This is a genomic window from Frigoribacterium sp. AC512 (genome assembly GCF_979258295.1).
Genome location: NZ_OZ409850.1, coordinates 595,933 through 610,724 on the forward strand (window position 1 = coordinate 595,933; position 14,792 = coordinate 610,724).

A 14,792-nucleotide genomic window follows, 5' to 3' on the forward strand; every position below is an offset into this window, starting at 1 on the left:
GAGCGGCCTCAGATCGACGTCGTGAGGGGCTCGGAGGTCGATCCTGGGGCCCTCGACGGACGTCGCCGGCTCGGCCACCAGAACGCCTCGCCCGTGAGGAACACCAGCGCCGGCACGAGCACGGTCCGGACGACGAGCGTGTCGAGCAGCACGCCGATGCACACGATGACGCCGACCTGCGTCAGCGCGACGACGGGCAGCACGCCGAGCACCGCGAACACGGCGGCGAGCAGCACGCCGGCGCTCGTGATGACCCCTCCCGTCGACGACAGGGCGCGCACCATGCCCTCGCGCGTGCCGTGTCGCAGCCGCTCCTCCTTCGCCCGTGTCGTGAGGAAGATGTTGTAGTCGACGCCGAGCGCAACGAGGAAGAGGAACGCGTAGAGCGTGACGCTCGTGTCGAGGGCCGGGAACCCGAGGAGGTGCGTGAACAGCCACGTCGCCGCCCCGAGGCTGGCCGCGAAGGTGGCGAGCACCGACGCGATGAGCAGCACCGGCGCGACGAGCGAGCGCAGCAGCACGGCGAGGATCGCGAACACGATCGCGAGGATGACCGGGGCGATCAGCCCGAGGTCGTGGGAGGCGGCGGTGCGCTCGTCGTACGCGGTCGCGTCGGTGCCGCCGACGAGGGCGTCGGCCACCGCGCCTCCGTCGTCGTGCAGGGCGTCGCGCAGGGCCTGCACGGTCGCGGACGCCTCGTCGCTCTCGGGCTCGGCGTCGAGTTGCACGTCGACGCGGGTCAGCCCGTCGGCCTGCTCGCCGGGCGTGGCGCTCGAGACGCCGTCGACGCCCTCGACGACCCGCACGACGTCGTCGGCCGCCGCGGTCGGGGCGAGCACGATCGTCTGGCTCGTGAGCCCCGCCGAGAACGAGTCGTCGACGATCCGCTGGGCCGTGACGGAGTCGGGGTCGCCGAGCAGCTGGTCGGTCTGCGAGAGGCCGACGGCGTAGCCGCCGAGGCCGAGGCAGAGCACGCCGAGGCCGGCGACCGCGGCGACGGCGACGCGGCCGGGCCGGCGCTGGACGCCGCGGCCGAGGCGCTCCCAGAAGCCCGGGCGGGGGCGGGCGTGGCCGGCGCCCTCACCGTCCGTCGAGGCCGCCGCCGAGACGTCGACCGTCCCGTCCGTGGAGGCCGCCGCCGACCCGTCGGCCGAGGCCGAGGAGGCGCGGGGCACGAACGGCCAGAACAGCCCGCGTCCGCACACCACGAGCGCCGCCGGCAGCACCACGAGGGCGAACGCGATCGCCACGACGACGCCGATCGCGCAGGCGGCCCCGAGCGCGCGGTTGCCCGAGAGCTCGGCGAGCAGCAGGGTCGCGAGGCTGAGCGCGACGGTGCCGCCGCTCGCGGCGATGGCCGGGCCGGCGCTCCGCACGGCCGTCCGCATCGCCTCGTGCCGGTCGGGCCGGACGAGCAGCTCCTCGCGGTAGCGGGCCACCAGCAGCAGGGCGTAGTTCGTGCCGGCGCCGAAGACGAGCACCGAGAGGATGCCCGAGATCGACGCGTCGACGGTCACCCCGAGGGGCTCGGCGAGGGCGGCGACCACCCGGCCGGCGAGGAAGTCGGCGACGCCGACGACGACCAGGGGCACGATCCAGAGCACGGGGCTGCGGTAGGTCACGATCAGCAGCACGGCCACCACGAGCACGGTGACGAGCAGGAGGCGGAAGTCGGCCCCTGCGAACGCGTTCGCGACGTCGTCCTGGAACCCCACCGGCCCGGTCAGGTACGCACGGAGGCCGTCGGGCAGCGCGGCGGAGGCGGCATCGCGGAGGCTCGTCGCCGTGCCGCTCACGTCGGCCTCGACGTCGGCGGCCGAGAGCGGCACGGCGACGAGGGCGGCGGAGCCGTCGTCGCTCACCTGCGGGCGGACGGCCTGCGGCGTGGTCGACTGCTCCGCGAGGGCGGACGCGGCCGTGTCGACGGCCGCGAGGTCGGCGCTCGACAGCTCGGCGCCTCCTCTGCTCCAGACCAGGATCCCCACGGTGGCGTCGGCCGACGGGAACTCGTCGAGCAGCGCGGTCACCTGTGCCGCCTCGCTCGAGTCGGGCAGGCCCGACGGCGGGAACGCCTCGTCGTCGCCCGAGGGCAGCAAGGCGAGCAGCAGGGCGACGACGACGAGCGTGCCGCCGAGCACCGCCCAGGCGGTGCGGTGTCCGCTGACGAGTCGGGCGAGTACGCGCACGGGGTCCTCCGAGGATGATCGAGCAGGATGAGGTGATTCGCTGACAAAGAGTCTTAGCAAATAAGACTATGGCACACCGGGCGCCCTGCGTCCGGGAGAATCAGACGAGGAGGCGCGATGACCGACACGACGACGACGCCCGGCCCGCGAGGCGGCGGCACCGCAGCCGACGGCGAGCACGGTGGTGCGCACACGGGCGCCCACGACGACCCCGTCCGCCGCGACGTCGTCGCCTCGATGCAGCGCCTGACGACCGAGTCGCAGCGCGTGGCCCAGGCCTTCGCCGGGCAGCAGGGCCTCGGCCACATCGACCTCGAGGCGCTGCTGCACGTGATGCAGGCCGAGCAGCGCGGCGACCCCGTGACGTCGGGCCGGCTCGGCGACCTGCTCGGGGTCACCTCGGGCGCCGCGACCGGGGTCATCGACCGTCTCGAGCGCGCCGGCCACGTGCACCGCAGCCGCGACGACGCCGACCGGCGCCGCGTGCTCGTGCACTACTCGGAGGCCGCCCGCGCGGTCGCCGGCCAGTTCTTCGGCCCCCTCGGCCGCCTCAGCGCGACGGTGATGGACCAGTTCGACGCCGCCGAGCTGCGCACCGTCCAGCGGTTCCTGGCCGACATGTCCGTCGCGATGGCCGAGCACGCCCGCAGCACCGGCGACCGCTCGGCGGCCGCCTCCGCCGCGGGCGCCCCTGCGCCGACACCCGACTCCCCGACAGCACCAGGAGCAGCACGATGACCGACTACGTCTCCGGCCTCGACCTCTTCTCGGTCGGCATCGGCCCGTCGAGCTCGCACACCGTGGGTCCGATGCGCGCCGCCCGCCTGTTCCTCGAGACGGTCCGCGACGCCGGCCGGCTGGGCGACGTCGCCCGGGTCGAGGTCGTGCTCTACGGCTCCCTCGCCGCCACCGGCCTCGGGCACGGCACCCCGTCGGCCGTGCTCGCGGGCCTCGCGGGCCTCGCGCCCGAGACGGGCGACCCGGCGACGATCTCGCGCATGCAGGAGGCGGTGGAGGCGGGCGGCGGCATCCGGCTGCTCGGCACGCACCAGATCGCCTTCGCCCGGGGCGACCTGCGGATGGCGCCGCTGACGCGCATCCCGCGGCACCCGAACGCGATGGGCCTCGAGGCGCTCGACGCCGACGGGCAGAGCATCGCGCGCGACACGTTCTTCTCGATCGGCGGCGGCTTCGTCGTGCGCGACGGCGACGACGAGCACGCCGTGCCCGCGCGGGAGGCGCCGCTGGCGTTCCGCGACGCCGACGACCTGCTCCGGCTCTGCGACGCCGAGGGCATCGGCATCGCCGAGCTGGCCTGGCGCAACGAGGTCGCCCTGCACGGCGAAGAGACGGCGCAGGCCGGCCTCGACGCCCGCTGGGCCGCGATGGAGGCGTGCATCGACACCGGCCTCGCCGCCTCCGGCGTCCTGCCCGGCTGGATGAAGGTGCCTCGCCGCGCGCGCCAGGTCGCCGAGCGGCTGCGCCTGCAGGAGGAGCGGGCCGAGCGGTACGCCCTCTCCGGCACCGCGATCGAGCAGGGCCAGGCCTCGTCGCTGCTCACCTCCGACCTGCCCGCCCAGTGGCTGCAGGCCTACGCGATGGCCGTCAACGAGGAGAACGCGGGCGGGGGACGCGTCGTCACCGCGCCGACCAACGGCGCCGCGGGCATCGTGCCGGCCGTGGGCTACTACGCGATGCGGTTCCACGGGGCGACCCGCGCCTCCCTGGCTCGCGACTACCTGCTGACCGCCGCCGCGATCGGCTCCCTCTACAAGCGCAACGCCTCGATCTCGGGCGCCGAGGCCGGCTGCCAGGGCGAGGTCGGCTCGGCCTCGTCGATGGCCGCGGGGGCGCTCACCGGCCTGCTGGGCGGCACGCCGCGCCAGGTCGAGAACGCCGCCGAGATCGCGATGGAGCACCACCTCGGCCTCACCTGCGACCCGGTCGGCGGCTTCGTCCAGGTGCCCTGCATCGAGCGGAACGCCATCGCCGCCGGCACCGCCGTGGCCGCCGCGCGCATGGCCCTGCTGGGCGACGGCAGCCACGTCGTCAGCCTCGACACCGTGATCGAGACGATGCGCCAGACCGGGCGCGACATGGCCGACAGCTACAAGGAGACGAGCCGGGCGGGCCTCGCGGTCAACGTCGTCGAGTGCTGACGGAGCCGCGGGGCCGGCTCGAGACCGGGGCCGCCGAGGAGGCGCAGGCGCTGTCGGACCCCGCCGCTACCGTGGTCGCATGACCCCGCCGCGCCGCCCCTCGTCCCGCACCGTCGCCAGCGTGGGCGGCGGCACCGACGCCCCGCGGCTCGACCCGCTCGACCCGCAGGGCCTCGTCGACATGGGCGCCGACCTGCTGGGGCCCCGCGACCACCGCGAGCTCGAGCGGTTCGTCGACGCCGACCTGGCCGACCGCGACCTCGAGGGCTCGTCCTTCTCCGAGTGCGTGTTCGAGTCGCCCCGGCTCGACGGCGCCCGGCTGAGGGGCACCCGCATCGTCGAGTCCGTGGTCTCCGACTCGTTCGCCCCCGAGCTGTCGTCGGCCCGGGCGACCTGGCGCGACGTCCGGGTCGAGCGGCCGCGCTGGGGCTCGGCCGAGCTGTTCGACGCCTCGTGGCAGTCGGTGCGGATCGTCGGCGGCAAGATCGACTACCTCAACCTCCGGGGCGCCCGGCTGACCGACGTCGTGCTCGAGGGCTGCGTCGTCGGCGAGCTCGACCTGCAGGGGGCCGAGGGCCTGCGCGTCGCCTTCGTCGACTGCCGTGTCGGCACGCTCGACCTGACCGGCGCCTCCCTCGCCCACACCGACCTGCGCACCACCGACCTCGACCGGGTCGACGGACTCGACGGCCTCCGCGGCGCGACGATCGACCACCTCCAGCTCGCGTCGATGGCAGGCGTGTTCGCCGCGCACCTCGGCGTCGTCGTCGACTGAGCGGACGGCTCCCCGGGCGGGCGCCTGCACTGCACCCCCGAACCTGCATCACGCCCCTGAATTCAGGGGTGTGATGCAGGTTCGGGGGTGTGGCGCGTGAGGCACGCGCCCGTGGACGAGCGTCCGGCGTCCTCGTCGGGCGCGGTGCTAGGGTCGCCGTGAGCAACGCGCTCCGGGGTCAGTGCAAATCTGAACCGGCGGTCACAGCCCGCGACCCGGCACGACGCCCTCCGGGGTGTCGTCCGGTTGAACCGGTGGAACTCCGGTGCCGACGGTCACAGTCCGGATGAGAGGAAGCGCGGGCCGGGCGTCGTCTCGTGAGAGCGCGCCCAGCTGAGCGACCCTGCGTCGTCCCCCGGAGCCGCCCCTTCCGGACGGAGACCGACATGACCTCGCTGCACCGCACCTCCTCGTGCGCCCCTGACACCACGCCACCGGCCGACGCCTCCGTGACGTCCTTCGTGGCCGCCGCCTCGACAGAGACGGCGGGCCGCTGATGTTCACCGGGCTCGTGGAGGAGGTCGGCGAGGTCGTCCGGATCGACGACGTCGGCGACAGCGTCCGTCTCACCGTCCGCGGACCCCTCGTCGTCGACGACGCCGGGCACGGCGACTCGATCTCGGTCAGCGGCGTGTGCCTCACCGTCGTCGACCATGGCGAGGGCGCGTTCACCGCCGACGTGATGAAGCAGACGCTCACGGTCAGCACCCTCGCCGGGCTCGGCGCCGGGTCGCCGGTCAACCTCGAGCGTGCCGCCCGGGTGGGCGACCGCCTCGGCGGGCACATCGTCCAGGGCCACGTCGACGGGACGGCGTCCGTCGTCGAGATCGAGCCGGGCGAGGCCTGGCGCCGTGTCCGGCTGACGCTCGACGACGAGCTGTCGCCGCTGCTGGTCGACAAGGGCTCGGTCACCCTCGACGGGGTCAGCCTCACGGTGAGCGCGATCAGCGAGCCGCACGAGCAGCCCGGCTGGTTCGAGGTCAGCCTCATCCCCGAGACGCTCGCCGCGACCACCCTCGGCCGCGCGGTCGTCGGCAGCCGGGTCAACGTCGAGACCGACGTGGTCGCGCGGCACGTGCGCCGCATGCTCGCCCTCGGGGCGGGGGCGACGTCGTGACCGGCACGGCAGGAGCCGACGACGCGGTCGGCGCGGGCGACACAGCTCGAGCCGACGACGCGGTCCGCGTGCCTCCCGTCACCGACCCGGGTGCCGCGGCCGACACGGCCGAGGCGACGGACGCCTCCTCGATCGAGGCCGCGCTCGACCACCTGCGCCAGGGGCGTCCCGTCATCGTGGCCGACGACGCGTCCCGCGAGGACGAGGGCGACGTCGTGCTCTCGGCCGAGCTGGCCACGCCCGAGTGGCTCGCCTGGACCGTCCGGGTCTCGTCCGGATTCGTCTGCGCGCCGATGGCGGCGGAGATCGCGGACGCCCTCGACCTGCCGCCGATGGTCGCCCACAACGAGGACGCCCGTGGCACCGCCTACACGGTCAGCGTCGACGCCTCGGCAGGCGTGACGACGGGCATCAGCGCCTCCGACCGGGCTACGACGCTGCGGGTCCTCGCGGACCCCGCGTCCGTCCGCGACGACCTGCATCGCCCCGGGCACGTGCTGCCCCTGCGCGCCCGCCCCGGCGGCGTCCGCGAGCGGAACGGGCACACGGAGGCGGCGGTCGACCTGATGCGCGCGGCCGGCCTCCGCCCCGTCGCCGCCATCAGCGAGATCGTCGCCGACGACGGCGAGATGATGCGCTGGCCCGGGCTCGTCGCCCTCGGCGCCCGCGACGGCGTGCCCGTCGTGTCGATCGCCCAGCTCGTGGTCTGGCTGGACGAGCACGACCAGCAGGACTGAGCCCGACGGCCCGACCGCCCGGCCACGGCTGGCGGCGACGCCGAGCGGTCACCGCCCAGCCGTCGACCGCCTGCCCCACCCATGCCACCCGCACCACCCCACCTGAGGAGACACACATGAGCGTCGAGGGCGCCCCCACCGAAATCGACGTCGACGGGACCGGCGTGCGCGTCGCGATCGTCGCCGGGACCTGGCACGAGACCATCACCGACGGCCTGCTCGCCGGGGCACTGGCCACCGTGGAGCGCCTCGGCGCCACGGCCGAGGTGCTGCGCGTGCCCGGCAGCTTCGAGCTGCCCGTGGTCGCGAAGGCCGCGCTCGAGGCCGGCGCCGACGCGGTCGTGGCGCTCGGCGTGATCATCCGGGGCGGCACGCCGCACTTCGAGTACGTCTCGGACGCGGCCACGTCGGGGCTGCTGCGCGTCTCGCTCGACACGGGCAAGCCCGTCGGGTTCGGCGTGCTCACCCTCGACGACGAGCAGCAGGGCCTCGACCGGGCCGGCCTGCCGGGCTCGAAGGAGGACAAGGGCGCCGAGGCCGCCCACGCCGCCGTCGCGACGGCCGTCCAGCTCCGGGCGATCGCCGCAGGTGGCTCGGGCCACGTGGCCTAGGGAGCTGCCTGGCCACGAGGTCGGCGAGTTCTGCGAGGGAGGCGTCGAGGGACACGGGCGGCGTGGGCCCACCCCCTCGCCGCCCCTTCTCCCCTGCGGGGAGCGCACGGACGGGCAGGCCGGCCCGGCGAGCCCGGCCGGCCCGGCGAGCCCGGCCGGCCCGGCCGGGCCAACAGGCGGCGCCTAGAGCACTTCCTCGAAGAAGGCGCGCATCTGGGCCCATGAGCGGCGGTCGGCGACGGCCTGGTACTGCGCGCCGTGCTCGGGGGAGTCGGTGCCGGGCACCGCGAAGGCGTGCATCGCGTCGCTGTAGCTGACGACCTGCCAGTCCGTGGCGCCGGCGGCGCGCAGCTCGTCCTCGAAGGCGACGACGGCGTCGTCGGGGACGACCGGGTCGGCCGTGCCCGTCATGACGAGCAGCGGCGCCGTCACGGCGCCCTCCTCGGCGGGCAGCTGTGTGCCGAGGCCGCCGTGGAACGACGCGACCGCCGCGACGTCGGCGCCTGAACGGGCGAGCTCGAGGGAGCCCGAGCCGCCGAAGCAGTACCCCATCACGGCGATGCGAGCGGGGTCGACGCCCGGCTCGGACCGCAGCCGCTCGAGGTTCGCGGCGAGTCGTGCGCGGAACGCGGGGACGTCGCCGTACCAGGCGCCGGCCTGGGCGCCCGCCTCCTCCGGCCCGGGGCGGACGCCCTGGCCGTAGATGTCCCCGGCGAGGGCGACGTAGCCGAGGCGGGCGAGCATCACGGCTCGCACCTTGACGTGGTCGACGACGCCGAACCAGTCGTGCAGCACGAGCACCGCGGGACGCAGCTCGTCGGGGCCGGCCGAGGCGGCAGCGTCCGGGGTCGCGAGCCAGCCCTCGAGGGGCGTCCCGTCGTCGTCCCAGACGACGTCGCCGCCCTGGACGGTGCCGGTGTCGGGCACCGTGTCGAGCACGGTGCGGAGTTCGGGGGAGAGGTCGGGCAGCAGTTCTGTCGTGGTCACGAGCGCGACGCTACTCCCGGCCCGTGAGGCGAGGACGTGCGGACGAACGGACGCGAGGACGTGCGGACGAACGGACGCGAGGACGTGCGGACGAACGGACGCGAGGACGTGCGGACGAACGGACGCGCGGACACGCGGACCCGAGGAGGTGCGGGTCAGCCGACCAGGCGCCTCACGGCCTCCTCCACGACGTCGCAGCGCCGCTCGTGCGGGCCGCCGTGCAGGTTCGTCGCGGACGGCGTGACGAACCAGCCGAGGACGACCCCGAACACCATGGTCAACAGCTCGTCGGCGTTCCAGCCGGGCGCGATGTGGCCGGTCTCCTGAGCCTCCTGCACCGCGGCGCGGCGCGCCTCGAGCTGGGCGTGGTCGACCACGCCCGGGCTCGGCAACGAGGCGCCCTCGATCTGGCCCCAGAGCAACATGCGGGCGTCGTCGGGGTGCAGGGCCAGGTGGTCGTAGAGACGCCGGGCCCAGCCGGGCAGGTCGTGGGCGTCGAAGGGGATGGCCTGCACCCACCGGTCGATGCTCTCGCCGAGGACGGCGTCGAAGAGGTCGCGCTTCGTCGAGAAGTGGGCGTAGAGCCGTTCCTTGCTCGCCTCGGCCTCGCGCGCGATCGCGTCGATGCGGGCACCGGCCAGGCCGGTGGCGGCGAACTCGCCCCTCGCGGCGGCGAGGATGCGCTCACGGGGCGGGGTCGCACGGCGTTCCATGGCCCGAGTGTAGGGCCGGCCGCGACCGGACGCGACGGTCCGGTCGCCGATCGGCCAGGGCGGCCGCCGCGGCCCGGTGGTCTAGTCGTGCGTCGCGGACGACACGGCCTCGGGCGGCGTCGCCGCCCGCGACATCGGCACGTGCGGGATGCCGTCCTCGAGGAACCCGGGGCCGTCGACGACGAACCCGAAGCGCGCGTACCAGCCCTCGAGGTGTGCCTGCGCGTCGAGCCGCACGAGCCGCCCCTCGGCGCGGTCCAGCGCGAGGCGCATCAGGTCGGCGGCGAGGCCGCGTCCCCGTGCGGCGGGCGCGGTGGCGACCCGCCCGATCCGCAGGGCGTCGGCAGCGGCAGCGGCGCCCGTGTCGTCGGCGTGGTCCACGAGCAGCCGCACGGTGGCGAGCACCTGCTCGTCCTCCTCGGCCCAGAGCATCACCGCGTCGGGCTCGACGTCGCGGCCGTCGAGCTCCGGGTAGGCGCACTCCTGCTCGACGACGAAGACGTCGACGCGCAGCCGCAGCAGGTCGTAGAGACGCAGAGGGTCGATCAGGGCGACGGAGGAGATGCGGAACTGGACGGTCACCTCACCAGGCTAGGGCCCGAGGCGCGGTCGCGGCACCGGCGGGTGCGTGCAGCGCTCCGTCAGCGCGCCGGGACGGCCCGCACGCCGATCGTCTGGACGCGGGGCGTGCCCTCCGGCGTCAGCCGGATCTCGATCCGCAGCGATCCCCGCCGGGCAGGCAGCTGCCAGACCCGGTGCGAGGGCACGGCCGAGGAGGCGGCTGGCACGTCGGGTTCGTCGCGCACGATCGAGGAGGCGCCGGCCGGGGCTTCCCGCGGGTCGACGAGACCGCCGAGCGAGTCGACCGCCCCCGCCCAGAGCCGACGTCGCCGCTCGAGCGGCACGTCGAGCTCGACGTTCTCGCTGAGCAGGCCTGCCGGCACGTCGCCGCCGCGCACGACGGCCTCGACGGCTGCCGCCGCCGCGAGCGTCTCGGGCCACGGCGTCACGACGACCCGCGCCTCCTCGGCGTCGGCCATCATGCCGTCGAGCGCGAGCCCCACGGGGACGGACACCTGGGCGTACGTCGCGTTCTCGAACCCGACGACGCCGAGCCCGGTGGCGGTCTGCCAGCGCATGTGGGCCGAGAACCCGGGGTAGCCGCCGCTGTGCGAGACGACCGTGCCGAGGTCCGGGTAGTGCTCGACGACGAGGCCGAAGCCGTAGCCGGAGGGATGCGTCCCGAGGCCGGGCACGAAGCGCTGCAGCTGCTGCATCTCGCGCCGGGAGGCGCGGCTCAGGACGCCGTCGACGTCGCCGCGGCCCTCGTCGTCGAAGGCCGAGGCGAGCCAGCGCGCCCAGCGGGCGAGGTCGGTGGCGGTGCTGAACAGGCCGCCGATCGGCGAGAAGGCGCCGGGGCCGGAGAAGGGGAGGGGCTCCCAGCCGTCGTCGCCGCGGCGGTGGCCCACGGCGAGGCCGCCCGAGGCGTCGACGTCGCTCGTGAAGCCCGTCGACCTGAGACCGAGCGGCTCGAGGACCGTCTGCTCGACGACCTCGCGGTACGGGCGACCCGTGACCGAGGACACGACGCGGCCGAGCAGGGCCCAGCCGAGGTTGGAGTAGGCGAAGGCCGTGCCCGGCACGCTGTCGAAGCGGAGGCCGCCGCGCAGCAGGTCGTCGAGCTCGTCGTCGGTGATCGACTCCTGCCGGTCGCCCCACGGGTCGTCGGTGGGCAGGCCGCCCGACATGGTCATCAGCATGCGCACCGTCGGCACGGGGGAGTCGGCGGTCGGCAGCACGACGTCGGCGAAGGCGGGCACGAAGTCCGTGACCGGGGCGTCGAGCACGAGCCGCCCCTCGTCGCGCAGCGCCAGCAGCGCGACGGCGGTGAAGCTCTTCGTGCACGAGGCGATGCGGTACGCCGTGTGGGGCCCGGGCACGGGACCGCCCGGGGAGCCGTCGAGCGTTCCGCGGCTGCCGTGGTGCGTGACGCCGTCGTGGTCGAAGGTCGCGAAGACCGAGCTCGGCGCCTTCTCGTCGGACTGGCGGGCGTCGAACACGGCGTCCACGCCGGAGGTGCGGGGCGAGCTGGTCATCGTGTCTCTCGTCGGGAGGCGGGTCGCGTGGGGAGGAGGCGCGTCAGGGCCGGGGATCGTCACGAGGCGTGGATCGTCACGAGCCCGCAGGCGGGGTGCGCCGCATCTTCTCGTAGGCGTCGAGCGCCTCGCGTCGGGACTGCTTCAGGTCGACCATCGGCTCGGGGTAGTCGTCGTCGTCGACCTCGGGCACCCACTCGCGCACGTAGCCGCGGTGCCCGTCGAACTTGCTGGCCTGCAGCTCGGGGTTGAACACGCGGAAGTACGGTGCCGCGTCGGCGCCCGAGCCGGCCGTCCACTGCCAGTTGGCGGGGTTGTTCGCCTCGTCGGCGTCGACGAGGGTGTCCCAGAACCACTCCTCGCCCACGCGCCAGTCGACGAGCAGGTTCTTGACCAGGAAGCTCGCGGTCACCATGCGCACCCGGTTGTGCATCCAGCCCGTCGTCCAGAGCTGGCGCATGCCGGCGTCGACGAGCGGGACGCCGGTCGTGCCCCGCCGCCACCGGTCGAGGTCGGCCTCGGGGAGGTCCTCCCACGGGAACGCGTCGAACTCGGGCCGGTAGTTCTTCGTCGCGAGGTGCGGGTTCGCGAACAGCACGGTGTGGTTGAACTCGCGCCAGACCAGCTCGCGGAGGAACCCCTGCGCCTGCTCGCGGGAGGCGGCCGGCAGGTCGGCCTGCATGCGGTGCCAGACCTGGAACGGGCTGACCTCGCCCCAGCGCAGGCGTGGCGAGAGACGACTTGTCGCCTCCTGCGAGGGGAAGTCCCGCTGGTCGTAGTCGGCGAGGTGCCCGGTCGCGAACTCCTCGAGGACGTCGAGGGCGGCGGACTCGCCGGGCGTCCACGTCTCGCGGAGGCCGGCGGCCCAGTCGGGCTGCGTGGGCAGCAGCTGCCAGGAGTCGAGGTCGTCGCTGGCGGGGAGCACGTCCGGCGCCGTGAGCCGCTCGGGCGGGGCGAGCGGCTCCCGAGGCTCGGGCCGGCTGAGGCACGCGCGCCAGAACGGGGTGAAGACCTTGAACGGCTCGCCCGAGCCGGTCTGCACCGTCCACGGCTCGAACATCAGCGAGCCCTGGAAGCTGTGGGCGTCGACGCCGTCGTCGTGCAGCGCCGACTTGAGGGCCGCGTCGACCTCGCGGGCGGCGAGGCCGTAGCGGCGGTTCCAGGACACGGCCCCGGCGCCGGTCTCGGCGACGAGCGCGGGCACCTCCGTGGCCGCCGCGCCCCGTCGCAGCGTCAACGAGGCGCCGAGCTCGCGGAGGTCGTGGTCGAGCGACGCGAGGCTGTGGTGCAGCCACCAGCGCGCGGCGCCGCCGAGCGCCCTGATTCCCGGCGACTGCTCGTCGAGCAGGTAAAGCACGACCACGGGGCCGCCGCGCGTGACCGCCGCGTCGAGCGCGGGGTTGTCCGCGATCCGCAGGTCGTCGCGCAGCCAGACGATCGTTGGGCTGGTGGTCGAGGAAGCGGTGCTCACGCGGTGCCGTCCGTCCCGGGCACCGGCACGGCGCCCTCGTCGTCGGGTTCCGGGTCGCCGTCGGACGACCCGACGCGGAGCCGGGTGCAGAGGTCGGTGAGGGCCACGAGCTCGTCGTGGTCGAGGCTGCCGCCGACCCGCTCGGCGATCGCGGCCGCGTGGCTGACCGCAGTGCGACGGTAGAGCGCCGACCCCTCGTCGGTCATCGACACGATGATGCCGCGTCCGTCGCCCGGGTCGCTGTGCTTCTCGACGATCCCGCGCGAGGCGAGACGGTCGACGAGCCGGCTGATGCTCGGCTGCGTGAGGAGGAGGTGACGCGTGAGGTCACGGATGCGCGCGCTGCGGCCGGGCTGGTTCGACAGGTTGAAGAGCACGTCGTACTCGTTGAACGAGATCTCGTCGGTGGGGAAGCGCGCGTTCAGCTCGCGCATCACCGTGACCTGTGCCCGGAAGAGCGACTCCCAGGCCCCGACGGCCACCGCTGTGTCGCTCATGCTGCTCCTCGTGCTCTCGGTCCTCTCGAGAGTCTAGGGAAGACGGCCGACAGGGGGCCGACGAGGGGCAGGGGGCCGGTCGCGCGTCCGGGAACGACAGAAGGCCGGTCGCTGAGCGACCGGCCTTCATTCCCTTGCACCAGAGTTGTCCTGCAATCACATCCTGCCTCGGCCGCCACAGCAAACGACCTCGACCCGCTCACGATATAACGGCCAGGTAACGGTCGTCTAGTTATCGAAACGTTATTTTCCTGGGAACTCTCCGCGAGCGCCCACCACACGGTCGTCCCCCGCCGCGTACCCCGATCGGACGACCGTGCGCAGGGCTTAGAAGAGGTCGGGCGAGGGGGTCGACGCGTGGCGGATCGAGACGTCGGCGTGCCGGTCGAAGCGGTAGCCGGCGCCGCGCACGGTGCGGATGACGTCCTCGAAGGCGCCGAGCTTCGCGCGGAGGCGACGCACGTGGACGTCGATCGTGCGCTCGTTCGGCACCTCGTCGTCGCCGTCGGCCCAGAGCCCCCCGATCAGTTCGGAGCGCTCGATCGTGCGTCCCTCGCGGAGCACGAGGTACTGCAGCAGCTCGAACTCCTTGTAGGTGAGGTTCGCGGCCTCGCCGTCGAGCAGGACGCGCTTGCGCGAGATGTCGACTACCACGCCGCCGCGTGCGCCGGGCTCCTCGGCCACCTCGGCGGCCTGGCGACGGGCGGCGACGGCGGACGGGTCCTGCAGGGCGAGGCGGACGACGTCGACGTCCCGGCCGCCGGCGCCGGTGGGGGCGATCGCGACCGCGGCGTGCGTCTCGGCGGCCGGGGCGATCTGGGCGACGAGCGCCTTGATCTGCGCCACGATGTCGCCGAGCTCGGTGCCGGTCTGGGCGGCGGTGACCTCGTCGATGCCGACGTAGAGGGCGAAGCCGCGGGCCTCGGTGCCCTCCGGCAGGGCTCGGGGTCGGGGAGCAGCTGGCTCCGCGGGTGCGGCCGCAGTGGTGGTGGCGGCGGCGGCTGCGGTCCGGCTCAGCGGAGCAGAGGCCGAGGAGGTGCGGGCCGGCGAGACGGTGCGGGCTGCGGTGACGGGGCGGTCGAGGATGAGGGACATGACAGGCGGGGTCCTTGCGGGAGGGCGGCAGGACGACTCCGTGCCCGGCGGCGGCCAGGGGCAGGAGCGTCGTGCTCGATGTGTGTCGGTGCTCGATCCCGCCGGCGATGGTGCCGTGCGTCACGAGCAGTCGGTGCGGTGCACCGTCCAGACGCGCGTCGGGTGACGACGCGGATCGTCCGGGAGTCGATGACTCGACGTCCGGGTGGGGACGTGAGCTCAGCTGGCGGTGTCAGCAGCTGCGACTCGGCGAGGTGTGTGGCCGGGTCAGGCACACATTCGACACATGACCGCGTGCATCGGCATCATGATGCCGGCGCTCCCGAAGGCCTCGAGGGAGGTCGGAGC

At 74.4% G+C, this 14,792-nt stretch carries 13 protein-coding genes, 1 pseudogene and 1 riboswitch; of the genes and pseudogenes, 6 read left to right on the forward strand and 8 right to left on the reverse strand.

All coding sequences use genetic code 11. The features are described 5' to 3' along the window. Positions 1 to 8: 8 nt before the first annotated feature. The gene (locus ACZZ97_RS02660; RefSeq protein WP_463472217.1) at positions 9 to 2,186 is read right to left on the reverse strand and encodes an MMPL family transporter; all 2,178 of its coding nucleotides are present in this window, start codon (positions 2,184 to 2,186) and stop codon (positions 9 to 11) included. Positions 2,187 to 2,303: 117 nt separating this feature from the next. Between ACZZ97_RS02660 and ACZZ97_RS02665 the strand changes: the two genes are divergently transcribed. The 6 genes and pseudogenes from ACZZ97_RS02665 (at position 2,304) to ribH (ending at position 7,585) form a co-directional block, all read left to right on the forward strand. Further along, positions 2,304 to 2,924: a MarR family winged helix-turn-helix transcriptional regulator gene (locus ACZZ97_RS02665; protein ID WP_314101855.1), complete on the forward strand. Its 621-nt coding sequence runs from the start codon at positions 2,304 to 2,306 to the stop codon at positions 2,922 to 2,924. Next, positions 2,921 to 4,345, forward strand: a complete 1,425-nt coding sequence (locus ACZZ97_RS02670) for an L-serine ammonia-lyase (RefSeq protein WP_314101857.1) — start codon at positions 2,921 to 2,923, stop codon at positions 4,343 to 4,345. Before ACZZ97_RS02665 ends, ACZZ97_RS02670 begins: the two co-directional genes overlap by 4 nt. Positions 4,346 to 4,424: 79 nt before the next feature. Continuing rightward, positions 4,425 to 5,120 (forward strand): pentapeptide repeat-containing protein, encoded by a 696-nt coding sequence (locus ACZZ97_RS02675; protein ID WP_314101859.1) that lies wholly within the window; start codon positions 4,425 to 4,427, stop codon positions 5,118 to 5,120. Positions 5,121 to 5,284: 164 nt separating this feature from the next. Further along, a riboswitch (FMN riboswitch) is annotated at positions 5,285 to 5,423 on the forward strand. A gap of 193 nt (positions 5,424 to 5,616) precedes the next feature. After that, the gene (locus tag ACZZ97_RS02680) at positions 5,617 to 6,237 is read left to right on the forward strand and encodes a riboflavin synthase (protein WP_314101861.1); all 621 of its coding nucleotides are present in this window, start codon (positions 5,617 to 5,619) and stop codon (positions 6,235 to 6,237) included. A 131-nt stretch (positions 6,238 to 6,368) separates the two neighbouring features. Continuing rightward, positions 6,369 to 6,959, forward strand: a pseudogene (ribB, locus tag ACZZ97_RS02685) (3,4-dihydroxy-2-butanone-4-phosphate synthase); the annotation flags it as partial. Positions 6,960 to 7,090: 131 nt separating this feature from the next. Further along, positions 7,091 to 7,585, forward strand: coding sequence for a 6,7-dimethyl-8-ribityllumazine synthase (ribH, locus tag ACZZ97_RS02690; RefSeq protein ID WP_192042206.1), 495 nt, complete (start codon positions 7,091 to 7,093; stop codon positions 7,583 to 7,585). Between the two features lie 183 nt (positions 7,586 to 7,768). Here ribH and ACZZ97_RS02695 read toward each other — a convergent pair whose 3' ends face one another. From ACZZ97_RS02695 to ACZZ97_RS02725, 7 genes are all read right to left on the reverse strand, one after another. Continuing rightward, positions 7,769 to 8,572, reverse strand: a complete 804-nt coding sequence (locus tag ACZZ97_RS02695; RefSeq protein ID WP_463472218.1) for a dienelactone hydrolase family protein — start codon at positions 8,570 to 8,572, stop codon at positions 7,769 to 7,771. Positions 8,573 to 8,727: 155 nt separating this feature from the next. After that, a complete protein-coding gene (locus tag ACZZ97_RS02700; protein WP_123546741.1) occupies positions 8,728 to 9,285 on the reverse strand; it encodes a TetR/AcrR family transcriptional regulator in 558 nt (185 codons plus the stop codon). Positions 9,286 to 9,366: 81 nt separating this feature from the next. Beyond that, on the reverse strand, positions 9,367 to 9,867 hold the full coding sequence (locus ACZZ97_RS02705; protein ID WP_463472219.1) for a GNAT family N-acetyltransferase: 501 nt from the start codon (positions 9,865 to 9,867) through the stop codon (positions 9,367 to 9,369). Between the two features lie 59 nt (positions 9,868 to 9,926). Further along, positions 9,927 to 11,381, reverse strand: a complete 1,455-nt coding sequence (locus ACZZ97_RS02710) for a serine hydrolase domain-containing protein (RefSeq protein ID WP_463472220.1) — start codon at positions 11,379 to 11,381, stop codon at positions 9,927 to 9,929. A gap of 76 nt (positions 11,382 to 11,457) precedes the next feature. Next, a complete protein-coding gene (locus ACZZ97_RS02715) occupies positions 11,458 to 12,852 on the reverse strand; it encodes a cryptochrome/photolyase family protein (RefSeq protein WP_463472221.1) in 1,395 nt (464 codons plus the stop codon). Further along, positions 12,849 to 13,349, reverse strand: a complete 501-nt coding sequence (locus ACZZ97_RS02720) for a MarR family winged helix-turn-helix transcriptional regulator (RefSeq protein WP_463472222.1) — start codon at positions 13,347 to 13,349, stop codon at positions 12,849 to 12,851. The genes ACZZ97_RS02715 and ACZZ97_RS02720 overlap by 4 nt, the downstream gene beginning before the upstream one ends. A 327-nt stretch (positions 13,350 to 13,676) precedes the next feature. Then, positions 13,677 to 14,444 carry a winged helix-turn-helix domain-containing protein gene (locus ACZZ97_RS02725; RefSeq protein ID WP_463472223.1) on the reverse strand — a complete coding sequence of 256 codons (768 nt, stop codon included), beginning with the start codon at positions 14,442 to 14,444 and terminating at the stop codon, positions 13,677 to 13,679. Positions 14,445 to 14,792: the final 348 nt, after the last annotated feature.